This is a genomic window from Komagataeibacter medellinensis NBRC 3288, assembly GCF_000182745.2.
GTDB lineage: Bacteria > Pseudomonadota > Alphaproteobacteria > Acetobacterales > Acetobacteraceae > Komagataeibacter > Komagataeibacter medellinensis.
On sequence record NC_016027.1, the window covers coordinates 1,459,755 to 1,484,448 of the forward strand.

A 24,694-nucleotide genomic window follows, 5' to 3' on the forward strand; every position below is an offset into this window, starting at 1 on the left:
GCCCCACCTTAATCCCCTCCCTTCCGCCATTTTCATGCCGAGCGCATGCGCATGATCCTGTCTTCCGCTTCCTCCCGGTCCATGTCCAGCGCCTGCCGGGCCGTACCGTGGGCAAAGCCGGCACGCGCCATGGCATCAAGCGCGCGGCGGTAGCGCCTGTGCGCTTCCTCCCCATCCGCGTCCGGCCGCACGAAAGGGCCGGCACGACGTTTGCGCGCAAAGACCAGGGCCGCGGCCAGTTCGGTTTCCTGCCCCTCGCCATCACGCTGGCCAAGGGCTTCCTCCACCGCGCTGCCCACTATGGCCTCATCCACGCCCTTCGCACTCAGGTGGGCGGCCACCATGCGGCGCGAGCGGCCGGCGCGGGCAAGAGAACGGGCACGGAATTGCGAAAAACGCACATCATCGACCGCACCCAGCCCTTCCATATCCGCAACGATGCGTGCAACGGCGGCGCGCGCGGGGTCAACGGCACGGGTGGCATCCTCCGCCTCCATGCCGGTAGCGATTGCCCGGCGCACCCAGCGGTCGATATGCCGGGCCAGCATCTGCTCCACACCCGCCCGGGTTGCGGAAAAGCGTGCCAGATAGGCCAGCGCTACGGCGCGCAGCGTGGCCGCGTCCGGCGCGGGCGCAAGCGGGCGGGGAGCGGAACGGGAAGGACGGGCCACCATGATGCCCGCACTGTGCCACAACCCGCCACGCGCGCCCAGAGTCGCATGCACATGCCATGCCACCCACCCATGCGCGTGCGCTTTCGCCTTCCACCGGTCGATGCGCTGCTCATAAGCCGGGCGGGTTAAGGTTGCATTTCGCGCGGGTGAACCATATCCTTCTTTCTTCCTGATCCGTGATGTGGATACCAGATTCGTAACGAATCGCATCACCGCCCGGACCGGGAAAGCCGGAAAAGAGATGTGCCTGCCCCTTTGCGGTGGTGGGCCGTTTTCGTTTCTGGATTACGCAGCCTTTTCCTTTGACCCGAAATCACAAGGCCATTCCATGATTTCCGCCCTGATGCCGAACTACAATCGTGCCGACCTCGCTTTCGAGCGTGGCGAAGGCGCCTGGCTGTACGCGGCAAACGGGCGACGATTCCTGGATTTCGGCTCAGGAATCGCCACATCCTCGGTCGGACACAACAACCCACATCTGGTAGGCGCCATTGCAAAACAGGCGCAGTGCGTGATGCACGTGTCCAACCTGTACCGCGTGCCACAGGCCGAACGCCTCGCCGAACGGCTGGTCGCCCACAGCTTTGCCGACAGCGCTTTCTTCTGCAATTCCGGTGCCGAGGCCAATGAAGGGCTGATCAAGATGATCCGCCGTGCGCAGGCCAAGTCCGGCCACCCCGAGCGCACCCGCATCATCTGCTTCAACGGCGCGTTCCATGGCCGCACGCTGGCCACGCTATCCGCCACAGGCAACGCCAAATACCTTGATGGCTTCGGCCCCCGGGTAGAAGGTTTCGACCATGTGCCGCTCAACAACATGAACGCGGTGCGCGACGCCATAAACGAGCAGACGGCCGGCATCCTGGTCGAGCCGGTGCAGGGGGAGAGCGGCATCCACGTTGCCGATTTCCGCTTCATGCGCGAACTGCGCGCGGCGTGCGATGAATACGGCCTGTTTCTGGGCGTGGATGAAGTGCAGTGCGGCATGGGCCGTACCGGCCGCCTGTTCGCCTATGAATGGTCGGACATAACACCTGATATCCTGTCCACGGCCAAGGGCATTGCCGGTGGCTTCCCCATGGGGGCGGTGCTGACCACCGAGACCATTGCACGGCACATGACACCGGGCAGCCACGGCACGACCTTTGGCGGTGGGCCGCTGGCCTGTGCCGCGGCCAATGCGGTGCTGGACATCGTGCTGGCTCCCGGCTTCCTTGAAGGGGTAAGCAGCCGCGCCGCGCAGCTGGAGGCGGGCTTTGACCGGCTGATCGCCCTCTACCCCGACATCTTCGCCAACTGGCGCGGGCTTGGCCTGCTGCTGGGGCTGAAATGCACCGCAGATGTGGCACTGGTACAGAACGCGGCCATGCATGAAGGCATGCTGAGTGTCACGGCGGGCGACAACGTACTGCGGCTGCTCCCGCCGCTTACGGTAACCGAAGCGGACTGCAATCAGGCCCTGACCATGCTGGAGCGTGCCGCACAGCGCGTACGCGCCCACATGGCCGCACAGGCGGAGACCGTAGCATGAACGCGCTCCAGACTCCCACCCACATCATCCCGCGCCATTTCCTTGACCTCAAGGAACTGGACGGTGCCACGCTGCGCGCCATCCTGGATGTGGCGGCAGGCATCAAGCGCATGCAGCACGGCCGTGCCCGCCCGCTGCATCCGGCCCTGCCGCTGCGCGGGCGCGCCTTGGGGCTGATGCTGTCCAAGCCTTCCACCCGCACCCGCGTCTCGTTTGAAGTCGGCATGCAGCAGCTTGGTGGCAATGTGGTGCTGCTGGCCCCATCCGACATGCAACTGGGCCGTGGCGAAAGCATTGCCGATACCGCGCGCGTGCTGTCACGCTTTGTGGATGCCATCGTGCTGCGCACGGGCAGGACCGAGAACCTGCGCGAACTTGCGCGCTGGAGCAGCGTGCCGGTGATCAATGGCCTGACACCGGATTCGCACCCGGTACAGATCATGGCCGACATCATGACGTTCGAGGAACATCGCGGCCCGATCGCAGGCCGCACGCTGGCCTGGGTGGGGGATGGCAACAATGTCGCCACCTCCTTCATCGAGGCGGCGGCTCTGTTCGGCTTCCACCTGCGGCTGGCAACGCCGGCAACCCATGCGCCCGATACGGCCGCCGTGGCATGGGCCCGCGCGCGAGGGGCGGAGATCACAGTCACGACCGACCCCGTGGCAGCTGTAAAAGGGGCGCATGCGGTCATTACCGATACATGGGTCAGCATGTCCGACAAGGAATCGGCACAGCGCATCAGCGCGTTCGAGCCATACCAGGTCAATGCCACATTAATGGCGCATGCCGCCCCCGATGCCCTTTTCCTGCACTGCCTGCCTGCCCATATCGGGGAGGAAGTGACGGAAGACGTGTTTGAAGGACCGCAATCCGTCGTGTTTGACGAGGCCGAGAACCGCCTGCACGCGCAAAAGGGCATCCTTGTCTGGGCGCTGTGTGGTGCGGACTGGCAGCACTATGGAAAGGAACCCACGGCATGACCGGACCGGCCACCCAGCCCGCCCTGCCCACCAGCACGGAAGATGTACCGGAAGTCCCCGGATGGGCGGAAAAAAGCGTGCGCGACATCTTTGCCGCCCTGCCCGTGCAGGATACCCGCATTGACCGGATCCGCGATGCTTACCTGGACTGCCTGGCAGGTGCTGGCCGCACGCAGGATCTGGACATGGAACATGACCGCTGCCGCCAGCGCGCCATGACCGCACTGCAGGCGGATGGCCTGCTGGCCGATAGCCCGCTGCACGACCTTGACCAGCGCCTTGCCGCGCTGGAGGCCGACATTACCGCCAATATCTGATGATCGGGCCCCTTCCCCACACGGAAGGGACCACCGCTGCGGATTTCTGCCATGACCACCACGCCTCCCTCCCCCGCATTCCTTGATGCCAGCCGCCCGGATACACCCGATCTGGTCGTGCCGCAGGGGATCTTGCCGTTCTATCTGGACCAGCGCCCCGTACGCGGCAGGCTGGTGCGCCCCGGTGTGCTGACCGACACCCTGCTGACCCGCCATGACAACCCCGATGTAGTGCTGCAACTGGCGGGGGAGGCACTGGCGCTGGTCGCGGCCCTTGCATCATCGCTCAAATTCCAGGGCTCCTTCTCCCTTCAGGCCAAGGGCGATGGACCGGTGGAACTGCTGCTGGCGGACTGCACCGATTCGGGTGCGCTGCGCTTCCATGCCCGTTCGGATGATGCGCAGGTAGCCGAACTGCTGAAAACCACACCCAACCCCACGGCGGCCCAGCTACTGGGCAAAGGCTATATCGCCTTCAGTGTGGATCAGGGGCCGGATACCGATATCCATCAGGGCATTGTCGAGATGAATGGCGAGAGCCTGTCCGAAATGTCGGCCCATTACTTTGCCACCAGTGAACAGCATGCCTGCTGGATCAGGCTGTTCTGCGAAAAAACGCTGTCTGGCTGGCGCGCGGGCGCGCTGGTGATGGAAAAGATCGCAACCGATGGGGGCGTCGACTCCACACTAACGTCAGAAGAAGGCGAGGACGCCTGGGAGACCGCCGTCACCCTCGCCTCCACGCTGACGGCGCGCGAGGTGCTGGATGACAGCCTTTCCTCAGCCGACCTGCTGTACCGCCTGTTTCACGCCGAAGGGCTGATGGCGGGCCAGCCACGCGCGCTGGCGTTTGGCTGCCGGTGCTCACGCGCCCGGCTGTCGGGCATTCTGGAAACATTCCCACTTGATGATCTGGACCACATGGACCAGGACGGTACGATCACCATGCACTGTTCGTTCTGCAACCACAGCTTCCATTTCCAGCGCGACGAGATTGGTGGCCGGGCGGCCTGAACCTGTCCTGCCCCTGTTCGCCCGGCGCGGAACATGGCACGATCCTTCCCCTGACCTACCGATCGCGCCATGGGCGCCAGCCGTTACCGGGATATATTCCATGCGACCGAACCGTTCGCCGCTTCGCATCCTGCCATCACGCCGCACCCTGCGCGTGGTACTGGCAGCCAGCCTGCCTTTCCTTGCGCTGGCCACCATGAGCGAGCACGCTTACTGCCGTAAACATGCCGAGGAACCGACCACATTCGAGGGGCCGCAATATGGCGATACCCCGCCGCTGAACCTCAATATCGCCTCACTCTCCATCGTGGACCGGGGCCAGCCGGGGCTGGTGCCGGGCGACCTGTCGGGCCGTGCGCCCAATCCGCCCGACGAACTGCTCAAGCAGCTTGCCCATAACCGACTGCTGACCGCGGGCAGCGGGGGGGAAGGCGTGTTCACCATCGACCGCGCGTCCATCCTGCATGAACCCGGCGGCATACTGGACGGGCAGCTCAACGTGCATCTGGACGTGACTTCCGCCGATGGCAGGCGAACCGGCTACGCCGTGGCCCAGGTCACGCGCTCCTATGATCCCAAGAAAAAGCACGGCAACAGCGATACACCCCAAAACCTGAATGCCCTGACCAACATGATGCTGCAGGACATGAACCAGGAACTGGAAAACCAGATCCGCACCAACCTGGGCAACTGGCTGGTCACGCCACAGGCGCCCGGCAGTGTTGCCGCCCAGCCTCTTGATGGCAGCGACAGCGCACCGACCACCAGCACAGGCGACACCATGACCATTGGCGGTGGCCCGACCACTGACCACCCCGAGACAGCGGCCACACCTGCCCTACCAAAACCGGCAAGGCCCAAAATGGCCGACCAGGGGCCTGACGCCATCTTCCCCACCGGCTACTCCTCCGATGATGCGGACAGCGCCGCCCCGGCAACCCCGCAACTCCGCTCCCCGCCACCGGGCAACCTGACCCTGCCCGGCAGCAACTGACCGGTTGGCCCCGTGTTGGGAGCGCCCGTTCGCTCCCAACACGGGTCAGCCATCCGCACCGATCTCGTGCAGCACAATGCCGGGGGAGAGAATCTCCGGCAGTACCACCTCTGCCCCATGAGCGGGATAATAGACATAGAACGGCACTCCATCGCGGCCATGGGCCTGCAGGAAGGCGGTAATCGCTGCATCGCGCAGCGTCCAATCGCCTTTCATGTACACAACGCCCTGCCGCGCGAATGCCGCCTGCACCGCGTGGGTGGACAGGGCCACGCGCTCATTCACCAGACATGAGATGCACCATGCTGCCGTCATGTCCACAAACACGGGGCGACCCTGCCGGCGCAGTTCGGCAAGTCGGGTGGGAGAGAAGGCCGAACTCCCGTCCGCTACCCGGTCCGCCCCATGGTCATGCACGCTGCCCGGCGGCACGACGCCCCCCCCCACGAAAGCAACCAGCAGGCTAAGGATAGCCGCAGCCCGATACAGCCCCGCCCGGCCCTGCATGGCATCAAGCAGGTCCATGGTCGTGGCGCGCCGCAGGCACCAGCAGCCAAAACCAACCAGCACCAGCCCCACCCCCAACAGGTAGAGCGCATCCGTGCCTCCTTCCAGACGGGCCACCCAGGCCAGCCAGACGCAGGTAGCCAGAACGGGCACGGCCAACAGGTTGCGTACGGTTTCCATCCACCGTCCTGGCCGGGGCAGCCAGCCCAGCAGCCCCGGCATGGCGGCCAGCAGCAGGTAGGGGGCAGCCAGCCCCACGCCAAGGGCGGCAAAGACCAGCAGCCCCACAAACGGCGAAGCCGCAAGCGCCCCGGCCACTGCCGCCCCCATGAAGGGCGCCGTGCAGGGCGATGCCAGCACCACCGCCAGCACACCGGTCAGGAAATCCCCCGCATGTGCGGGCAGGGCATTACCCACCCCCATAAGCCGCAGCCCGATGGTAAAGACCCCAAGCAGGTTAAGGGCAACCGCGAACAGCAGCAGGCAGATCGTGATGACAAACCCCACGGACTGGAACTGGAACCCCCACCCCGCCTGCTGGCCTGCAACCCGCAGGGCCGCAACAGCGCCCCCCAGCACCACGAACGACCCCACAACACCCGCCGCGTAGGCCGCGGCTCCACCAAGCGCTGCCCGGCGTTCCCCACGTGCCATGCGCTCCAGCGCCAGCACCTTCATGGCCAGTACCGGGAACACGCAGGGCATGAGGTTGAGGATCAACCCGCCCGCAAAGGCCATGATGACCAGCATCCCGATACCGCTGGCCTGCCTGCCCGCCACCGCCGGTGGCGCAAGCGGCTGGACAGCGCCCACTACCGGCCGGACCGAAAGGCCACGCTCACGTCCCATACCATCACGCAGCACCACGATACCCGACAGGTTGGCGCCGTTATGAAATTCCGGCCCAGGATGCAGGGCAAGCTGCACGGCGCCCTCGTCCACCACCAATGGCTGGTCCACATCCTGATCGATCGCGCCGGACACGTCGGGCATGAACCACGCCGCCGTGACCGCATCGGCCGACAGGCCACGCCCTGAAAGCTGCAAAAGCCCGGTGGGCGAAAGCCGGGCAGCAAAGGGCGAGGCCACGGGGCGCTGCGCGCTGGCGCGGGCAAAATCCGCCGCCTGCGCCGAAGGCTGTGGCGCACCGCGTGGCAGGACAAGGGTGAATGCCCCGTGCTCGGGCACGCAGACCTCGGCACAGACCAGCCAGTCTGCCACGGCACTGAGCGTGAGCGGACCATCCCCTTCTGCCTGCATAGGCATAAGGGTGACCGGCAGCAGTACATCGCCGGTATAGGCATAGGAGGTCAGCGGACCGTCATGCAGCACGCGCGGCACAGGCCATTCAATGATGCTGGCCTGCCCACCCGCACCGCCATGCGCGGTGACGGCCAACGTGGTCGCCTCCCCCGCATCGCCGGGGTTAAGCCAGTAAGTGTGCCAACCGGGCGCAAGGTGCATCTGCAGGCCCACATGCAGCGCGCGGCCGGGCTGGTAGGTGTCATCATCCGTAACCAGCGTGACGGTTGCACGCGGGCTGGTTACGGCCGCGCTCTGCGCGGCACGCGCGGCCGGTGCGACAAGCAGCACCATGCACAGGATCGATACAAGCCACTGATAGGGCACCGACAGTACTCCGCCACACAATGTTAAAGAGAAAAAACACACCCACGCATTACGGCAAGGATTGCCCCGCCACCATGCCCAACGCCATAAGATCAGGATATGGCTTTCGACCCGACCTTGCAAAACCGACTTGATACCCTTGTGGCGGATGCATCCAGCACGCTGCCCGTTGCCGCCGCCCTGCCCGCGCTGCGCGATGTGCTGGAACACGCCGCCAATGCCGTGCTGGTCGCCCCGCCGGGGGCTGGCAAGACTACTCTGGTGCCGCTGGCCCTGCTTGCCGCCCCATGGCGTGGCGACGGGCGGATCGTCATGCTTGAACCCCGCAGGCTGGCCACACGGGCGGCCGCCCAGCGCATGGCGGAACTGGTGGATGAGCCACTGGGCGGGCTGGTGGGCTATCGCACCCGGCTGGATGGCGCGACATCAGCACAGACGCGCATTGAGGTGATAACCGAGGGCCTGCTGGTGCGCCGCCTGCTGTCCGACCCCATGCTGGAGGGGGTGGCGTGCGTCATATTTGATGAAATCCATGAACGTTCGGTCGATGCGGATGCCGCCCTGGCCTTCTGCCTTGACCTGCAGCGCAGCCTGCGGCCCGAACTGAAACTTGTCGCCATGTCCGCCACCATGGATGGCGCGGCCCTGTCGCGCCGCATGGATGCCGAACTGGTGGAAAGCGCGGGCCGGATGTTTCCCGTGGAAACCCGCCACGCGCTCCGCGATCTTATCCACCGCCGCGACCTGCCCGATGCCATGGCAGCCGCCATCCGCACCGCCATTGCGCAGGAGGAAGGCGATGTGCTGGCCTTCCTGCCCGGTGTGGGCGAGATCCAGCGCACGCGCACCCTCCTGGCCGGGATCAATGCCGACGTGCTGCCGCTTTATGGTGAACTGCCGCCAGCCGAGCAGGATCTGGCCCTGTCCCCCCACCCCGATGGGCGCAGGCGGGTGATCCTGTCCACATCGATTGCCGAGACATCTCTGACCGTGCCGGGCGTACGCATTGTGGTTGATGGCGGTTTTCGCCGCGTACCCCGGCTGGATGTGGGCACAGGGCTGACACGACTCGATACGGTGCGCATTTCGCGCGCGGCGGCCAACCAGCGCGCGGGCCGTGCGGGGCGCGTGGCGCCGGGCACGGCTATCCGGCTATGGACGGAAATGACCACCCGCGCCATGCCACCCCATGACCAGCCCGAAATGATGGAAGCCGAACTGACCGGCCTACGGCTGGATACAGCGGCGTGGCAGGATGCCATGGGCACGGACCCTGCCGACCTCCCCTTCCCCGACACCCCCCCCAATGGCGCATTCGAATCCGGGCGTAGCCTGCTCCAGGCCCTGGGTGCGCTGGATGACAATGCACGCATTACCCCCGAGGGCACCCGCATGGCAGCCCTTGGCGCCCACCCGCGTCTTGCCGCCATGATGCTGGCCGCGCGCACCGCATCGGAGCGCGCACTGGCCTGCGATATCGCGGCCCTGCTGGAAGAACGCGACCCGCTGCGCCCCCGCCGCCCCGCAGGTGGCAGCAGGAATGCGCCACCTGCGGCCCCTGCCGATATCCGCCTGCGGCTGGACCTGCTGGCCGGTGGCGACCACCCTGATGCTGACCGCGCGGCCCTGTCACGTATTCGCCATGCTGCCCGGCAGTACCGCAGGCGACTGGGGCTGGGCCGCGACATTGCGGCAGGTGGCGACCCCGCCGCCCTGATTGCCGCCGCCTTCCCCGACCGGGTGGCCCAGTCACGTGGCGATGCCGGGTCTTTCCGCCTGGCGGGTGGCGGCAGCGCACGGCTTGCCAAGACCGATGAACTGGCCCGCACCGCCCTGCTGGCGGTAGCGGGCATGCATGTGCGCAAGACCGCCGAGATCTGCCTTGCCGCCCCGCTGGACCGCGACAACCTGCCGCCCACCCTGCTGGCCCGTACGCATGAACAGGTGGAGACCACGCTCGACCCCATCACCGGCAGCGTTCTGGCCCGGCGCAGGCTGCGGCTGGGCAACCTGATACTACGCGACCGCACGGTTACCGCCAGTACTGATGAAGTCAGTGCCCTGCTGTGCCAGCAGGCGGCCCAGAACCTTGCCGCCAGCCTGACATGGAGCGATGCCTGCCACCAGTTGCAGGCGCGTGTGGAACTGGCGCGCACCCGGCTTGACCGCCCGGACCTGCCCGACCTGTCCAACGCTGCGCTGGCAGCCACCACCGATACGTGGCTTGCCCCATGGCTTGCGGGCGTGAACCGCCTGTCTACCCTGGCAGAGATGGACCTGCTGGCCATGCTGCGCGCCACCATGGACCATGCCAGCCTGAAATGGCTGGACCACACGCTGCCAACCCATCTGGACCTGCCCGGCGGGCGGGTGGGCATCGACTACCTTCAGCCCGTGCCGGTGGCATCGGCCCGTGCCCAGACCTTCTATGGTGTAACAGACACGCCCCGCATTGCCGGTGGCGGTGTGGACCTGCGTATCGCCCTGCTTTCCCCCGCGGGCCGCCCGCAGGCCATCACCGCAGATCTGGCCGGGTTCTGGGCCGGTTCATGGGCGGACATGCGCCGTGACATGCGTGGCCGCTACCCCCGCCACGACTGGCCGGAAAACCCGGCCACCGCCAGCCCGCCACCCCCGCGCCAGCCTCGCAGGCCATAAAACTGCATGCATTTATGGCCACGTTGACATGCAGACATGGCATTGCCGCTTTTTTCAGATAACATGCGTCATCATGAACGTACTTCGCTTGCGCCATACATGACCCGTATCGCCATGGCCCGCCCGGCGTGCCGCCTGTTACCGATGCTGCTGCTGGGCATGACCGGGCAGGCCGTGGCGGCACTGGCGCAGGATGGGGCTGCCGCTTCATCGGCCGTGCCGCCCAATCCCTCGCTGTTTGCTCCGCCCATGCCCCCCGTGGTGGCATCCGGCCCACTGACCTTTGCGCCACTGGTGCGCCAGGTGGGACCGGCAGTGGTGAACATCGCAGTCTCGCAGGCGCAGGATACCAAGGTGGCGACCAACAGCCACCAACCCTTGCCCCCCAGCGTGAAGGGCACGCCGTTCGAGCATAAATTCCGTGAACGCATGCGCGCGCATGGGGAGGAAATGCTGGGGGCCGGCTCGGGCTTCCTGATCGACCCGGGCGGGGTGATCGTGACCAACGCGCATGTGGTGGGGGGGGCTGACCAGATTACCGTCTCGCTGGCCGATGGCACGGAATTCCCGGCCAGACTGGTTGGCAGCGATGACCTGACGGATATCGCGGTGATCCAGATCCATGCCCCTCACCCCATGCCCTTCGTGCCATGGGGGGACAGCAGGCTGGTCAATATCGGGGACTGGATCATGGCGGCGGGCAACCCGTTCGGGCTTGGCTCCTCCGTTACGGCGGGAATCGTGTCGGCACGCGGGCGCGATATCGGCACCAGCCCGTTTGACGATTTTTTCCAGATAGACGCGCCCATCAACCCCGGCAATTCGGGCGGCCCATCGTTCAATCTGGCGGGCCAGGTGGTGGCGGTGAACACGGCCATCGTCTCACCCACCGGCGGCTCGGTAGGGATCGGGTTTGGCCTTCCGTCCGAAATTGTGGCACCCATTGTGGAAGAACTGCGCCGCAATGGCCATATAGACCGTGGCTGGCTGGGTGTTACACTGGCGGACGGGCCGGGGCGCAACGGGGTACAGATCGTGGGCATAGACCGCAATGGCCCGGCCATGAAGGCGCACCTGCATATTGGCGATGTGATTACCGCCGTGAATGATGAACCAATCGATACGTCCCGCATGCTGATCCGCTCGATCGCGGCAAAGCGGCCGGGATCGACGGTGGCGCTGCATATCCGCCGTCGCCATGACCTGATGAGCCTGAATGCCTGCGTCGGCCACCGCCCCGACGAAGACATGGACGACTGAAAGACCCAGGGACGACTGAACGACCCCGCCCCAAACGACGTGAGGCAACGTGCATATTCTTGTTGTTGAAGATGACCCCACCGTACGCAATTTCGTGGCCAAGGGCCTGAAGGAAGCCGGGCACCTGGTTGAACTGACCGATAACGGCAAGGACGGCCTGTTCATGGCCGTAAGCGAGAAGTTCGACCTGATCATACTCGACCGCATGCTGCCCGGCGGCATTGACGGCGTGCGCCTGCTTGAGACCATCCGCGCGCAGAACAACGCAACCCCCGTGCTGCTGCTCTCGGCACTGGCGGATGTGGATGACCGCGTGCAGGGCCTCAAGGCAGGGGGCGATGACTACGTGACCAAGCCGTTTGCCTTCAGCGAACTGCTGGCGCGCGTGGAAGCCCTCGGCCGCCGTGGCCGCACCGAGGTAGCACCCCAGACCAAGCTGGAACTGGCGGACCTGGAGATCGACCTGCTTTCGCGCACCGTGCGGCGCGCGGGGCAGAAGATCGACCTGCAGCCGCGTGAGTTCCGCTTACTGGAATACCTGACCCGCCACGCAGGCCAGGTCGTGACCCGCACCATGCTGCTCGAAGGTGTATGGGACTACCACTTCGACCCGCAGACCAACGTGATCGACGTGCATGTCTCGCGCCTGCGCCAGAAGGTGGATAAGCCCTTCGGCACGCCGCTCATCCATACCATCCGCAATGCGGGCTACATGCTGCGTGCGGAATAAGCCCGCAGGCCGCGCGTGACGGCGGCATCCTTTCCCCAGCCCCCGCCCCGACGTTCGCGCTGGCGGGCATGGCGGTCGGCCAGCCTGCGCTTTGCACTGGCTTATGGGCTGATGTTCGCGATGTCCTCCATCCTGTTCATGTCCTTCCTGTGGTGGGGCACGATCGGGTTCCTTGAACGGCAGGTGGAGACCGCCATCAACGCCGATGCCCGCGCCCTGGCCGAACGCTGGGTGATGGGCGGCCTGCCCACGCTGGCCCTGACCATCGAGGACCGGCTTGAGCAGAATCTTGATGATGATGCGATCTATCTCGTCATCGACCCGCAGGGGAATTACCTGACCGGCAACGTCTCGGCCTGGCCGGGTAAGGTGCAATACACCGACCGCTGGTATTCCCTGCCCGATACCCGCGCAGGCCTGCGCAGCATGGCTGAACTGCACGCCTACAACCTGCCTGGCACGGAACAGACCCATACGGCGGGCCAGTTGGATAGTGGCTATCGCCTGCTGGTGGGGCGCGATGTGCGCGCGCGCGGCATCCTGCGCCATCTGCTGACCGATTCGCTGCTATGGGCGTGGGTCATGGTCACGCTACTGGCGGTAAGCGGGGCGGTGCTGGTGCACCGCATCTTCCGCCGCATGGTCAAAACCGTGGCGCGCACCACGTCGGCCATTGCCCATGGCGACCTGAGCCGCCGCATGCCGCTGGTGGGCAATGGCGACGAAATGGACCAGGTGGCCGAGGCCATCAACGAAATGCTCGACCGCATCGTACGCCTGATGGATGGCGTACGGCAGGTCTCCAACGCCATTGCCCATGACCTGCGTACCCCCATCGCACGCGCGCGCACCCAACTTGAGGATGCGGCACTCCACGCCACCACGCCAGAAGAATTGCGTGGCGCGATCGAGCGCGCGGTAGGCAACCTGGACAATGTGACCGCCGTGTTCGAAGCCCTGCTGCGCATTGCCCAGATCGAGGCCGGGGCGCGCCGCTCCGCCTTCATGGCGTTCGACATGGTGCCGGTGCTGCTGGATGTGGCCGATCTGTATGAAGCGGTAGCCGAGGATCATGACATCACCCTGACGCTTGATCTGCCTGAGCATCTGCCCTTCTATGGCGACCGCTCCCTGATCCAGCAGGCCGTGGCCAACATGCTGGACAACGCCATCAAATTCTCCCCTTCCGGCGGGAAGGTGCACCTGCGCGCCCAGATACGCGAACTGGCACCCGGACAGATTACCGGGCCTACGGGCGAGGGTATGGTGGACCTGTCGGTCAGTGATGAGGGAATCGGCATGAGCGAGGCCGACATGGCGCGCGCCACAGAACGCTTCTTCCGCGCGGAAAAGGCCCGCAATACGCCAGGAGCCGGGCTGGGCCTATCCATGGTGCGCGCCATCGTGCAGTTGCATGGCGGGCGGATGCACCTGTCGGCGCACAATCCCGGCCTTACGGTCTCGATGGCACTGCCCATTGCCGCCTGCGCGCTGTCGGATGACGGACGGGACTGCCCATTTCCGCAGAGCATATCAGGCATGACGCAAACGTCATCTTTCCCCCATCAGCATGACACACATAGTAGCGTAAAGTGACAGCATGAACCTGCACCCCGCCATGACGCCCGCCCTCGTCGTGATGAGTTTCTGCCTGTGTGGCGCAACGCCCGTCCCGGCGGAACCAGACAGCAGCATGATGCGCGTGGCCACGGCGCGCGATGGCGCGGACAAACCTGTCATCATTACCAGCGATACCAAGGCCTACTGCAACCGGCTCCTCAACATCATTGATGCCTACGGTCCCACCCTGCCGCAAGATGTGGACAGCCTGCGCATGCAGGGGGCCGACATGTGTCGGGAGGGCCGTATCCGTTCGGGCATTGTGCGGTTGCGCCGCGCACTGGTGGAACTGAAAGAGACCACACATTCATGATAACCCTCCCTTTCCATGCCGCCGCCCGCACGGCGCTGCCCGCCCTCGCAATCATGGTGGCGGGCATGTCCCTGCACCCGCTGGCCGCCATGGCACAGCGGCCGATCTTCTCTTCCACCACCGCCCCCACGGCACCCACGCTGGAGCTTTCGGCCTCTGGCACCGTGCATGCCCAGCCCGATGAACTGACGGCCGTTTTTTACGCCGAATCGCGGGCCGATACGGCCGCTGCCGCACAGGCGCAGGTGAACACACAGATATCCAAGGCCATTGCAACCGCCGGGCACACGGACGGACTCAGTGTCAATGCCGAGTCGTATTCCGTACATCATGAAGATGCCGATCCAAAACAGAACCGCAGGCAGTCACAATGGATTGCCCGCCAGACCATCCGCCTGACCGCGCCCGAGGGGAAAGGACTCCTGCCACTGGTCGCACAGTTGCAGGGTGATAACCTTGTGCTCACCCAGCTGGACTGGTCGCTCTCTGCGCCACGGCGGGCGGAACTGACCCGCAAGGCCGAAACCCTTGCCCTGCAGGACATGCAGCAGCGCGCGCAGGCTGCAGCCGAGACGCTAAAGCTGAAGATCGGCGCGATCCGCACCGTCACGCTGGATGACCAAGACTTTCCGCGCCCGCGGCCCATGATGATGATGGCAAGGATGGCCAGCGCGGACATGACCGCCCCCGAAGCCCCGGCAGCCATGCAGGACGTTACCGCCACCGTGCACGCGACGCTGATTTTGCAGGACACGGAATAGGAGACTGTTTTGAAACAGTCTGTTGGTAAGAAATAATAGAATTTCCAGGGATCACCTTTTTCAAACAGGTGTTCTGTCCTGACGCTTTCCCCTGACTGGCGGCGCAGACAGCAAAAAGGCCCGGTGGAGTTGTCCTCTCCCGGGCCTTTTTGCTTACCGTACTTGCAGATACGCCATATCAGCGCGGTGCAAGCACCATGATCATCTGGCGGTTTTCAAGCTTGGGCATGTGCTCGACCTTGGCCAGTTCATCCATTTCGGCACGGATACGCTCCAGAACCTTAACACCCAGATCCTGATGCGCCATTTCACGGCCACGGAAACGCAGGGTGACCTTCACCTTGTCGCCCTCGCCAATGAAGGTCTTCATGGCGCGCATTTTCACTTGATAGTCATTTTCGTCAATGTTCGGGCGAACCTTGACTTCCTTGATTTCAATGACTTTCTGCTTCTTGCGCGCTTCGTTGCGTTTCTTCTGCTGTTCGTACTTGAACTTCCCGTAATCCAGAACCTTCGCCACTGGCGGCTCGGCGTTCGGGCTGATTTCCAGCAGGTCAAGCCCTACGGAATAAGCGCGCGCAAGCGCATCCCGTGTGGACATGATGCCGAGCATCTCGCCTTCTTCATCGATCAGACGGACCTGCGGTACGCGGATCTCTTCATTGACACGGGGGCCCTCTCGATTTGGCGGAGTGGGCATCGGGGGTCTGGCTATGGTCAGCTCCTGTAACTGTTTCATTCAAACTGCAGATAAGGCCATCCCACATACCCGTGTGTTCGTGGCTAACACCACAAAAAACGCGCGGGCCAAGGGCATGACCTTACATTATGGAAAGATATGTGACGCAAAGACGCGCCCCAGATCAAGTACTGTCTTGTCCCGTAGCTGCGAAAACAGCCATGCAATCACGGCACGGAACCAGATGGATCAACCGCGTGCCCTACGAACATCGGGGGGCAGGGCCTCATATGCAAGGGCGGATACCGCTTCCTCAAGCGGCAGCACCTCCTGCGCCTTGCCGCCAAGGCGGCGCAGGGCAACGGTCTTTTCCTCCGCTTCCTTGCGGCCAACCACCAAAATAACCGGCACGCGCGCCAGGCTGTGTTCCCGGATCTTGGCGTTGATCTTCTCGTTGCGCAGATCGGCTTCCACCACCAGGCCCGCCTTGCGCAGGCTGTCAGCCACCTGCTGGGCATATTGCGCCGCATCGGTCACGATGGAGGCAACAACCACCTGCACCGGTGCCAGCCATAGCGGGAAACGGCCGGCATGCTGCTCGATCAGGATACCAAGGAACCGCTCAAACGATCCCAGGATCGCCCGATGCAGCATGACGGGCCGGTGCCGTGCGCTGTCCTCACCCACATAGGAGGCATCGAGGCGTTCGGGCAGCACGTAATCGACCTGTAGCGTGCCACACTGCCAGTCACGACCAATGGCGTCGCGCAGTACGAATTCCAGCTTGGGACCATAGAACGCGCCCTCACCCGGATTATGCTCATACTCTACGCCTGCCATGTCGCACGCGACCTTCAGCGCGTTTTCCGCACGGTCCCATGTCGCGTCATCACCGGCGCGCTGTTCGGGGCGATCAGCGAATTTCACGCGGAAATGCTCGAATCCAAGATCCTGATACACATCGGCCAGCATGCGCACGAACCGTGCGGTTTCATCGGCAATCTGATCTTCGGTGCAAAAGATATGCGCGTCATCCTGCGTGAAGCCACGCACGCGCATGATGCCGTGTAGCGCACCGGACGGCTCATACCGGTGGCATGCGCCGAATTCCGCCATACGCAGCGGCAGTTCACGATACGAACGCAGGCCATGGCGGAAAATCTGCACATGGCACGGGCAGTTCATCGGCTTGAGCGCAAGGGTCTTGTCCTCGTCCTCCACGGTGGCGATGAACATGTGCTCGCGGTACTTATCCCAGTGGCCGGAGGCTTCCCACAGGGCACGGTCCACCAGTTGCGGGGTGCGCACTTCCTGATAGCCGTTACTGTTCTGTGCCCGGCGCATGTAGTCCTGCAGCACCGAATACAGGCGCCAGCCCTTGGGGTGCCAGAAAATCTGGCCCACTGCTTCTTCCTGGATGTGAAACAGGTCCATCTCGCGGCCAATGCGGCGGTGGTCACGGCGCTCGGCTTCCTCAAGCTGGTGCAGGTGGGCTTCAAGCTCCTTGCGGTCGCGCCATGCGGTGCCGTAGATGCGGGTCAGCATGGGATTGCGGTGATCGCCGCGCCAATAGGCCCCGGCCACCTTCATCAGCTTGAAGGCCGTGCCGACATCGGCCGTGCCACGCAGGTGCGGCCCACGGCACAGGTCCAGCCATTCGCCCTGACGGTAGATCGAGATTTCCTCGTCTCCGGGCAGGTCACGGATCAGTTCGGCCTTGAAGCGCTCGCCTCTGTTTTCAAAGAATTCGATGGCTTTCTCACGCGGCCATGCCTCCCGCACGAAGGGTTCGTTGGCGGCCACGATCTCGCCCATGCGCTTTTCAATCGCGGCGAAATCTTCCGGGCTGAACGGCTCGTTACGATAGAAATCGTAATAGAACCCGTTTTCAATCGACGGACCGATGGTGACCTGCGTGCCGGGAAAGAGCGACTGCACCGCTTCAGCCAGCACATGGGCGGCATCGTGGCGGATCATTTCCAGCGCTTCAGGGTCCTTGCGCGTAACAAAGCGGACCGTGGCGTCATGGTCGATCTCGCGGCCGATATCCATGAGCTTGCCATCCACTTCCATGGCAAGGGCCGCGCGCGCAAGGCCCGCGCCAATGGACTGTGCCACGGTAGTGCCCGTCACTGCCCCGTCAAAGCGGCGAACGGATCCGTCAGGCAGGGTTATGGCAGGCATGGTTTCATTGCTCCGGTAAGAAGATATTCCGCTGTAATGGCGTCAGGCGAGCGTCGCCGCAACCCTGTCCACGCGCACGGTAGCCAGATCGTGCACATAAATCACCTTTACCTGCCCTGCATGCTGCCCTACCGGGGCGGTCAGGGCGGGGTTGCTGTCGGCGGAAAACAGCACGGTGCACGGCACGCCCAGAGCTGCTGCCATGTGCATGGGACCAGTATCGTTGCCTACGGCGCAGCGCGCGCGCGCCAGCACACCACCCAGTTCGGGCAGCGTGGTGCGGCCGGTCAGGTCCATTGCCGGGGGACAGCCTTCGCGTATGGTGGCGGCCAGTTCCGCCTCGCCTTTTCCACCCACGATAACCGGCAGCAGGCCGCGTGCGTGCATCTGCGCGGCAAGGGCAGCATAACGCGCCACCGGCCAGCGCTTGGCCGGGCGGTGAACTGCGGCACCGGGCACCAGCACGCCATAGGGCGCGGGCAGCACCGGGCCACCGGCGGCCAGCCATGACAGGTCCGGGGTGCACAGCGGCGCGAGTCCTGCACGGCGCAACTGGTCACGCTGGCGGGCACGGGTATGCATGAAGCGGCGCTGGGGGTTGTCATGCACCGCCCAACCGCCACGCCCGATTCCCGACCATGCGCTCAGCCCTGATAGCCGCAGGTAGCGGGTACTGCGGCCCGATGTCTGCAAATCATAGATGAAATCGTATGAGCGCAGCACGCGGCGCAGCGCCAGCACGGCGCGCAGGTCATGCCATGGCGGCCTGTGGTCCACCACCACATGGTCGAACCATGGGGACTGGCGGCCCAGTCCGGCAAGGGACTCCTGGGTCAGCAGGTCCACCACATCATGAACATGATGGGCGCGGATGGTGGCGAAGGGGGCGAAAGACTGGACAAAATCCCCTAGCGCGCCCAGCCGGATTACAAGAATGCGGGCCATGGGGTCAGGGTGCCTCGGGGTCAGTTTCCAGCAGGGACAGATCCTGGCGTGCCAGATCGGCCTCATCCGAATCCGGGGCCAGTGTCACCACTTCCTGCCAGTCGGCGCGGGCGGCTTCCATCTGGCCCTCGCGCTGGTGCAGGATACCGCGTTCCAGCAGGGCCGGGACATTATGCGGCATGTCCGCCAGCACCACATCAATATCGACCATGCCCTGATCAATCCGTCCCAACTGCCGCCACGCGCCAGCGCGCACGACCAGCGCGTCATCCCGCGCGGCAGGGGCTGTGGGCAGCGGGGTCAACATGTCGATCGCGCGCTGGGGCTGGCCCAGTTCCACCGCGACACGTGCATAGACCAGATGCAGCGCGGTATCCTGCGGGGCAAGCGTCAGCCCGTAGGTCGCGCTGTCCATCGCCTGTTTCGGGCTGTCATCGGCCTGCCAGGCCCGGGCTGCCTCCTCCGCCACCGTGGCGCGGCGGCGCAGGGACTGCGGTGTGTCCTCTGCCGGGGCGCGTGCCCCCTGCGGCACGCCCGCGGGCCAGCCGGGCATGCGGGCCAGTCGGTCGAGTGATGCGGCGGCAGTGGCCACATCTCCCACTTCCATGCGGGCAAGTGCCGCGCACTGCCCGGCTTCCAGGCCGCCGCCATGGCCCTGCCAGTCCTCGGCATAATCAAGGGCGCCCTCCGGGTCATCGGCCAGGGTGGCGGTACAGCGTGAGAAGGTCCACGCCTCATGTTCCGTATCCGCAGCAGCGGGGGCGGTGACAGGTGGCGCACCGGCGGCCGGGGCTTCCGCCGTAGCCCATGCACACCGGCAGGCCAGCACCACAGGCAGCGCCAGCATGACCGCAAGGCCCCCCGCTGCAAGGACATATGGCACGAACCGGCTCCCCCGCCGGGACGCAACACGACAGGGCACGGAGGCGGCATGGGGCTGTACCCGCATGAAAGACAGGGAAACGGGCAGGCACGCGGAAACTCTCATCAACGCATTCGTCGGCCCAGCGACAGCGCACGTCAAGTGCAAAGCCCCTGTTGCTGCTGGCCCCGTGCAGTTTCGCTACGGTCGTGATATGCAGGAATGTGATGCAAACCGTTTCCGACCGACCTGTCATACTGCAGGCGCTGCCCGCGCTCGAATCCGGCGGGATAGAACATGGCACGCTGGAAATGGCACAGGCCATTGTTCAGGCGGGCGGCACCGCCATCGTGGCCAGCGCTGGCGGCCGCCTTGTGCCGCGCCTGAAATATATCGGCGCCATCCCGGTGGAAATGGAACTGGGGGCCAAGAACCCCGTTTCCATCATGCGCAATGCTGGGCGATTGCGACAGGTCATGCGGCAATATGGCGTACATCTTGTCCATGCCCGCTCACGCGCGCCCGCATGGGCCGCGCATTTCGCGTGCGGGCGGCTGGGCGTGCCCATGGTCACGACCTGGCACGGGGTGCATGAAGCCAACCTGCCGGGCAAGAAGCGCTACAACAGCGTGCTGGCATCGGGCGCGCGGGTCATTGCCATAAGCCGCTACATCGCTACCCGCCTGAGCGAGGAATACAAGGTGGGCAGCGACCGCCTGCGCCTGATCCCGCGTGGGGCGGACATGATGCGTTTCAACCCTGCCAGCGTGCGGGGTAACCGGATCCAGAAGCTGATGGGACTGTGGGACATTCCCGATGGGGCCACCGTCATCATGCTGCCCGCGCGCGTAACGGCGTGGAAAGGTCATGCGGTCCTGATCGAGGCACTGGCCCACCTGCACCGGACCGGCGGGTTCGCGCGCGACTGGGTATGCATTTTCGTAGGTGAGACGAACGCCAGGGAGGGCAGGCAACTCGTAGCCCTGGCCCAGCAGGGCGGCATTGCGGCCAACCTGCGCTTTGCCGGCCACTGTGCGGACATGCCGGCCGCCATGATGCTGGCGGACATGGTCATCGTGCCATCGCGCCGGCCCGAACCCTTCGGGCGCGTGGTGGTGGAAGCTCAGGCCATGGGGCGCCCCGTAATCGTATCGGGCCATGGCGCGGCACTGGAAACAGTAGAAGACGGCGTGACCGGATTCTCCTTCCCACCTGATGACACAACGGCGCTGGCCGCATGCATCCAGCATGTAGCCGGACTGGACAGCGCGGCGCGCGCGATCCTGGCCGGGCATGCGCGCGAAAACGTGCGCACGCATTATTCCACCCAGGCTATGCAGTACGCGACCCTGACGGTGTATGATGAACTTCTACAGACCCGGCTTGCCGATACCTTTTACTACAACATGGCAGGAGACGGCCCGTGGAATGAGGAAGCTCTGCCTGAAGCAGGCTAGGCCGGACTGGCCGGAACACTCTGCCACATCTGGCGGCAGCGAGCCTTGATCTGGCTCACAAGCTGCCCGGAAACCCCGGATGAGCTTCCTGCATTAAGCATGAGCCTTATGCAGCTTGTGGTTTTACAATCGACAACACGAATAAAATTCTTCACCCATTGCGCATTCTTCCATCTGGCGGACGGGCAACGCCCGTAGCCCGCCGTTGCAACGCGAATATTCGGGACCGCACCACATGAACCAGATTTCCCCCGTCCAGGCAGACACCGCACCCAAGGCTCCCCGGCCCGACCTGCGCCGGGTCGATTGCGACCCGGATTTCTGGTACCCCGTGGCGTGGTCAGCCGACCTGAAAAAAGACAAGACGCTGGCGGTCAGCTACGCGGGCACGCCCATCGTGCTGGTCCGCCCCGAAGAAGGCAGCGTGTTCGCGCTGTATGATCGCTGCCCCCACCGCCAGGTACCGCTGAGCAAGGGCACCGTGAACGGCCAGACCGTGCGCTGCTGCTACCATGGCTGGGCATTTGGCCGCTCGGGCCGCTGCATTGACGTACCTTATCTGGGCAAGGGCAAGCTGCCCAACGGGGTGCGCACCTTCCCCGTGCGCGAAGCGGGTGGACTGATCTTCATCTTTCCCGGTGACCCGGAAAAAGCTGATACCGTGCCCTTCCCCAAGCTGGCGCAGACCGACAACCCCAAATACAAGACCAAGCATTTCAGCCCGCGCGTGAACTGCCACTACACATTCATGCACGAGAACCTGATGGACATGAACCACCAGTTCCTGCACCGCCGCCAGATGGGGCAGATCAAGGCGCGTTTCCTGGGGCAGGACAAGGGCGAAAACTTTATCGAGGCGCGTTACAGCTTCATGCGCTGCGCGGGGCAGCAGCCGCTGGCCGAACGCCTGATCTTTGGCAAGCACAAGGACCTGCAGGGCAAGGAACAGCCCGTTGAGGAAGTTGTGACCATCCGCACGGAATACCCGTACCAGACCCTGCGCATCACCGATAAGGACGGTGACCTGATCATGGATCTGTGGACCGCCTACGTGCCGGTGGACAAGGAACAGCGCGTGACCCAATCCTTTGGCCTGCTGTCCATCCTGCGCCCGCAGACCCCGCTGCTGATCGACCTGATCTGGCCGGCGCTCGGCTGGTTCACCAACCGCATCTTCCTTGAGGACAAGGAAATCGTGGAACTGGAGCAGGCGGCATGGAATGAAGTGGGCCATGACCGCAATGTGGAGATTTTCCCCGTTGTAGTGGGCCTGCGCGAACTGCTGGCACGCTGCGGCATCGCGCATGACGACGACACCCGGCCGGATACAAAACCCGCAGCCCCTGCCACAGCCCCCACTACAGTCTGATCCCGCGCCTCGCCCCATTCGGGGCGGGCTTCCTCCAGCCTGACGAAACACGCACCATGACCGAACGGCCAGACACACCCCGCCTGACCGACCGGGCAGAAGAAGCCCGGCGCAGCCGCCAGCAGCGCGAGGCCGAGGCCCTGCGCGCCAACCTGCGCCGCCGCAAGCAGCAGAGTCGCGCCCGCGCCGCCCCGACCGATGGACCCACACCGCCTGCGGGCCACGACATATCCCGCAACGAAGCGTGATTGGCGGTTGCGGTCGGGCGGTCACTTCGTTAGGGATCGGCCTGCGGCGCGTGTGCCCGCGCCACTCATGCCAAGGGAAGGGATTCCATGCCAATAATGCCTGATACGTGGATTCGCCGCATGGCCACGGAACAGGGCATGATCGAGCCCTTCGTGGAAAAGCAGAGCCGCGAGGGCGTGATCTCCTTCGGCCTGTCCTCCTATGGCTACGATGCGCGGGTTGCCAACGAATTCAAGATTTTCACCGATGTGGACAACGCGGTGGTCGATCCCAAGAACTTTGCCGAGAACAGCTTCGTCACCCGACGGGGCGCATGCTGCACCATCCCGCCGCACAGCTTCGTGCTGGCGCATACGGTCGAGTATTTCCGCATACCGCGTGACACGCTGGTGGTCTGCCTAGGCAAGTCCACTTATGCGCGCTGCGGCATCATCGTGAACGTGACCCCGCTGGAGCCGGAATGGGAAGGCCAGGTCACGATCGAGATCAGCAACACCACCCCCCTACCCGCGCGCATCTACGCCAATGAGGGGATCTGCCAGTTCCTGTTCTTCCAGGGCGCATCGCCATGTGAAGTCAGCTACGCCGACCGCAAGGGCAAATACATGGGGCAGGTTGGCGTCGCCCCTCCGCGTATGTAAGGGCAGGAAGCGCATATCATGGACCGTTTCATTATTCACGGTGGCCACCCGCTGCGTGGGGACATTGTTATTGGCGGGGCGAAGAATTCCGCCCTCAAGCTGCTGGTGGCGGGACTGCTCACTCCCGAACGCCTGGTGCTGGACAACGTGCCCCGCATTGCCGATATCCGTACCATGCGCAGGCTGCTCGCGCAGCATGGGCTGGATGTGGAGGATGTGAACGGCGATGGCGGCACGCTGGCGGTAGGCGGTGCCATTACCAATACCGAAGCCCCGTACGATATCGTGTCCATGATGCGCGCCTCCATCCTGGTGCTCGGCCCGCTACTGGCCCGTTGTGGGGAAGCGCGCGTGTCCCTGCCCGGTGGCTGCGCCATCGGCACCCGCCCGGTAGACATGCACCTCAAGGCGCTGGAAACGCTGGGCGCGAAAATCACGCTCGAGAACGGCTATATCCATGCCGAAGCCCCGAACGGACTGAAGGGCGAGCGGGTAATCCTGCCGTTCGCCTCGGTCGGAGCCACGGAAAACCTGCTCATGGCCGCAACTCTGGCAAAAGGGCGGACCGAGATCGTCAATGCCGCGCGCGAGCCCGAAATCGGGGATCTTGTCGGCTGCCTCAACGCCATGGGAGCGCGGATTACCGGCATTGGCACCGGCAAGCTGGTGATTGACGGGGTAGAAGGGCTGCATGGTGCGCGTTACCGTGTCATGCCCGACCGGATCGAATGCGGCACCTATGCCTGTGCCGCCGCCATTACCGGGGGTGAACTGCGGCTGGTTGGCGGGCAGATCGAGCACCTTGGCGCCGTGGTGCGCGCGCTGGAGGAAGCTGGCGTGGAAATGGTGCAGGAAGAAGGTGCCGTACGTGTGCAGCGCACCGGCGCGCTGCGCGGGGTCGATATCATGACCGAGCCCTATCCCGGCTTCCCGACCGACATGCAGGCCCAGTTCATGGCGCTGCTCTCGGTAGCCGAAGGGGCATCCATGGTGACCGAAACCATTTTCGAAAACCGCTTCATGCATGTACCCGAACTCAACCGCATGGGTGCGCGCATCAACGTACATGGTTCCTCGGCCATTATCCGGGGCGTGCACTCGCTCTCGGGCGCGCCGGTCATGGCAACTGACCTGCGGGCCTCGTTCTCGCTCATCCTTGCGGGGCTTGCCGCCCATGGCGAGACGATCCTGAGCCGTGTCTACCACCTGGACCGGGGATATGAAGCGGTGGAACGCAAGCTGGCGCAGTGTGGCGCGCATATCGAGCGCGTTTCGGGCTGACGGGCCGCTGCCCCGAGAAAACTGCCCTTCCTGCAT

At 64.6% G+C, this 24,694-nt stretch carries 22 protein-coding genes; 16 read left to right on the top strand and 6 right to left on the bottom strand.

All coding sequences use genetic code 11. From position 1 onward, the window contains the following. Positions 1–32 precede the first annotated feature (32 nt). Positions 33–674, bottom strand: a complete 642-nt coding sequence (locus GLX_RS06670; protein WP_014105228.1) for a RecX family transcriptional regulator — start codon at positions 672–674, stop codon at positions 33–35. 328 nt (positions 675–1,002) lie between these two features. Between GLX_RS06670 and GLX_RS06675 the strand changes: the two genes are divergently transcribed. The 5 genes from GLX_RS06675 (at position 1,003) to GLX_RS06695 (ending at position 5,513) form a co-directional block, all read left to right on the top strand. Next, positions 1,003–2,205 (top strand): aspartate aminotransferase family protein, encoded by a 1,203-nt coding sequence (locus tag GLX_RS06675; RefSeq protein WP_041247674.1) that lies wholly within the window; start codon positions 1,003–1,005, stop codon positions 2,203–2,205. Further along, positions 2,202–3,188 (top strand): ornithine carbamoyltransferase, encoded by a 987-nt coding sequence (gene argF, locus GLX_RS06680; protein WP_014105230.1) that lies wholly within the window; start codon positions 2,202–2,204, stop codon positions 3,186–3,188. Before GLX_RS06675 ends, argF begins: the two co-directional genes overlap by 4 nt. Then, positions 3,185–3,505 carry a hypothetical protein gene (locus GLX_RS06685; RefSeq protein ID WP_014105231.1) on the top strand — a complete coding sequence of 107 codons (321 nt, stop codon included), beginning with the start codon at positions 3,185–3,187 and terminating at the stop codon, positions 3,503–3,505. Before argF ends, GLX_RS06685 begins: the two co-directional genes overlap by 4 nt. A gap of 51 nt (positions 3,506–3,556) precedes the next feature. Beyond that, positions 3,557–4,519, top strand: coding sequence for an Hsp33 family molecular chaperone HslO (hslO, locus tag GLX_RS06690; protein ID WP_014105232.1), 963 nt, complete (start codon positions 3,557–3,559; stop codon positions 4,517–4,519). Positions 4,520–4,619: 100 nt separating this feature from the next. Continuing rightward, entirely contained in the window at positions 4,620–5,513 is an 894-nt protein-coding gene (locus tag GLX_RS06695) for a RodZ family helix-turn-helix domain-containing protein (protein WP_014105233.1), read from the top strand. 45 nt (positions 5,514–5,558) lie between these two features. On the opposite strand, the gene GLX_RS06700 is transcribed toward GLX_RS06695, so the two are convergent. Further along, a complete protein-coding gene (locus GLX_RS06700) occupies positions 5,559–7,655 on the bottom strand; it encodes a protein-disulfide reductase DsbD family protein (protein ID WP_041247675.1) in 2,097 nt (698 codons plus the stop codon). A gap of 93 nt (positions 7,656–7,748) precedes the next feature. Between GLX_RS06700 and hrpB the strand changes: the two genes are divergently transcribed. From hrpB to GLX_RS06730, 6 genes are all read left to right on the top strand, one after another. Continuing rightward, complete coding sequence (gene hrpB, locus GLX_RS06705) at positions 7,749–10,307, top strand: ATP-dependent helicase HrpB (protein WP_014105235.1); 2,559 nt, start codon at positions 7,749–7,751, stop codon at positions 10,305–10,307. 36 nt (positions 10,308–10,343) lie between these two features. Continuing rightward, a complete protein-coding gene (locus tag GLX_RS06710; RefSeq protein ID WP_014105236.1) occupies positions 10,344–11,567 on the top strand; it encodes a S1C family serine protease in 1,224 nt (407 codons plus the stop codon). 49 nt (positions 11,568–11,616) lie between these two features. After that, complete coding sequence (locus GLX_RS06715; RefSeq protein WP_014105237.1) at positions 11,617–12,297, top strand: winged helix-turn-helix domain-containing protein; 681 nt, start codon at positions 11,617–11,619, stop codon at positions 12,295–12,297. Positions 12,298–12,408: 111 nt separating this feature from the next. Continuing rightward, the gene (locus GLX_RS06720; protein WP_331396572.1) at positions 12,409–13,893 is read left to right on the top strand and encodes a sensor histidine kinase; all 1,485 of its coding nucleotides are present in this window, start codon (positions 12,409–12,411) and stop codon (positions 13,891–13,893) included. 4 nt (positions 13,894–13,897) lie between these two features. Further along, on the top strand, positions 13,898–14,230 hold the full coding sequence (locus GLX_RS06725) for a hypothetical protein (RefSeq protein ID WP_014105239.1): 333 nt from the start codon (positions 13,898–13,900) through the stop codon (positions 14,228–14,230). Further along, the gene (locus GLX_RS06730) at positions 14,227–14,991 is read left to right on the top strand and encodes an SIMPL domain-containing protein (protein ID WP_014105240.1); all 765 of its coding nucleotides are present in this window, start codon (positions 14,227–14,229) and stop codon (positions 14,989–14,991) included. Before GLX_RS06725 ends, GLX_RS06730 begins: the two co-directional genes overlap by 4 nt. A gap of 178 nt (positions 14,992–15,169) precedes the next feature. On the opposite strand, the gene infC is transcribed toward GLX_RS06730, so the two are convergent. The 4 genes from infC to GLX_RS06750 all read right to left on the bottom strand — a co-directional run bounded on the left by infC (position 15,170) and on the right by GLX_RS06750 (position 19,682). Beyond that, positions 15,170–15,691: a translation initiation factor IF-3 gene (infC, locus tag GLX_RS06735; RefSeq protein ID WP_014105241.1), complete on the bottom strand. Its 522-nt coding sequence runs from the start codon at positions 15,689–15,691 to the stop codon at positions 15,170–15,172. 228 nt (positions 15,692–15,919) lie between these two features. After that, positions 15,920–17,854, bottom strand: coding sequence for a threonine--tRNA ligase (gene thrS, locus GLX_RS06740; protein ID WP_014105242.1), 1,935 nt, complete (start codon positions 17,852–17,854; stop codon positions 15,920–15,922). A gap of 42 nt (positions 17,855–17,896) precedes the next feature. Further along, positions 17,897–18,799 (bottom strand): glycosyltransferase family 9 protein, encoded by a 903-nt coding sequence (locus GLX_RS06745; RefSeq protein ID WP_014105243.1) that lies wholly within the window; start codon positions 18,797–18,799, stop codon positions 17,897–17,899. 4 nt (positions 18,800–18,803) lie between these two features. Next, positions 18,804–19,682, bottom strand: coding sequence for a tetratricopeptide repeat protein (locus tag GLX_RS06750; protein WP_231850421.1), 879 nt, complete (start codon positions 19,680–19,682; stop codon positions 18,804–18,806). Positions 19,683–19,888: 206 nt separating this feature from the next. On the opposite strand from GLX_RS06750, the gene GLX_RS06755 reads away from it, so the two are divergent. The 5 genes from GLX_RS06755 (at position 19,889) to murA (ending at position 24,658) form a co-directional block, all read left to right on the top strand. Further along, positions 19,889–21,118 (top strand): glycosyltransferase family 4 protein, encoded by a 1,230-nt coding sequence (locus GLX_RS06755; RefSeq protein ID WP_014105245.1) that lies wholly within the window; start codon positions 19,889–19,891, stop codon positions 21,116–21,118. Positions 21,119–21,353: 235 nt separating this feature from the next. Then, positions 21,354–22,487: an aromatic ring-hydroxylating oxygenase subunit alpha gene (locus GLX_RS06760; RefSeq protein WP_014105246.1), complete on the top strand. Its 1,134-nt coding sequence runs from the start codon at positions 21,354–21,356 to the stop codon at positions 22,485–22,487. Positions 22,488–22,543: 56 nt separating this feature from the next. Further along, positions 22,544–22,735, top strand: a complete 192-nt coding sequence (locus GLX_RS06765; RefSeq protein ID WP_014105247.1) for a hypothetical protein — start codon at positions 22,544–22,546, stop codon at positions 22,733–22,735. Positions 22,736–22,822: 87 nt separating this feature from the next. Further along, entirely contained in the window at positions 22,823–23,377 is a 555-nt protein-coding gene (gene dcd / locus GLX_RS06770) for a dCTP deaminase (RefSeq protein WP_014105248.1), read from the top strand. Positions 23,378–23,395: 18 nt separating this feature from the next. Beyond that, positions 23,396–24,658: a UDP-N-acetylglucosamine 1-carboxyvinyltransferase gene (murA, locus tag GLX_RS06775; RefSeq protein WP_014105249.1), complete on the top strand. Its 1,263-nt coding sequence runs from the start codon at positions 23,396–23,398 to the stop codon at positions 24,656–24,658. Positions 24,659–24,694: the final 36 nt, after the last annotated feature.

Coding starts and splice junctions, on each gene's coding strand:
- GLX_RS06670 (WP_014105228.1), bottom strand. CDS start 674: ATGGTGGCCCGTCCTTCCCGTTCCGCTCCCCGCCCGCTTGCGCCCGCG.
- GLX_RS06675 (WP_041247674.1), top strand. CDS start 1,003: ATGATTTCCGCCCTGATGCCGAACTACAATCGTGCCGACCTCGCTTTC.
- argF (WP_014105230.1), top strand. CDS start 2,202: ATGAACGCGCTCCAGACTCCCACCCACATCATCCCGCGCCATTTCCTT.
- GLX_RS06685 (WP_014105231.1), top strand. CDS start 3,185: ATGACCGGACCGGCCACCCAGCCCGCCCTGCCCACCAGCACGGAAGAT.
- hslO (WP_014105232.1), top strand. CDS start 3,557: ATGACCACCACGCCTCCCTCCCCCGCATTCCTTGATGCCAGCCGCCCG.
- GLX_RS06695 (WP_014105233.1), top strand. CDS start 4,620: ATGCGACCGAACCGTTCGCCGCTTCGCATCCTGCCATCACGCCGCACC.
- hrpB (WP_014105235.1), top strand. CDS start 7,749: ATGGCTTTCGACCCGACCTTGCAAAACCGACTTGATACCCTTGTGGCG.
- GLX_RS06710 (WP_014105236.1), top strand. CDS start 10,344: ATGGCATTGCCGCTTTTTTCAGATAACATGCGTCATCATGAACGTACT.
- GLX_RS06720 (WP_331396572.1), top strand. CDS start 12,409: ATGTTCGCGATGTCCTCCATCCTGTTCATGTCCTTCCTGTGGTGGGGC.
- GLX_RS06725 (WP_014105239.1), top strand. CDS start 13,898: ATGAACCTGCACCCCGCCATGACGCCCGCCCTCGTCGTGATGAGTTTC.
- GLX_RS06730 (WP_014105240.1), top strand. CDS start 14,227: ATGATAACCCTCCCTTTCCATGCCGCCGCCCGCACGGCGCTGCCCGCC.
- infC (WP_014105241.1), bottom strand. CDS start 15,691: ATGCCCACTCCGCCAAATCGAGAGGGCCCCCGTGTCAATGAAGAGATC.
- thrS (WP_014105242.1), bottom strand. CDS start 17,854: ATGCCTGCCATAACCCTGCCTGACGGATCCGTTCGCCGCTTTGACGGG.
- GLX_RS06745 (WP_014105243.1), bottom strand. CDS start 18,799: ATGGCCCGCATTCTTGTAATCCGGCTGGGCGCGCTAGGGGATTTTGTC.
- GLX_RS06755 (WP_014105245.1), top strand. CDS start 19,889: ATGCAAACCGTTTCCGACCGACCTGTCATACTGCAGGCGCTGCCCGCG.
- GLX_RS06760 (WP_014105246.1), top strand. CDS start 21,354: ATGAACCAGATTTCCCCCGTCCAGGCAGACACCGCACCCAAGGCTCCC.
- GLX_RS06765 (WP_014105247.1), top strand. CDS start 22,544: ATGACCGAACGGCCAGACACACCCCGCCTGACCGACCGGGCAGAAGAA.
- dcd (WP_014105248.1), top strand. CDS start 22,823: ATGCCAATAATGCCTGATACGTGGATTCGCCGCATGGCCACGGAACAG.
- murA (WP_014105249.1), top strand. CDS start 23,396: ATGGACCGTTTCATTATTCACGGTGGCCACCCGCTGCGTGGGGACATT.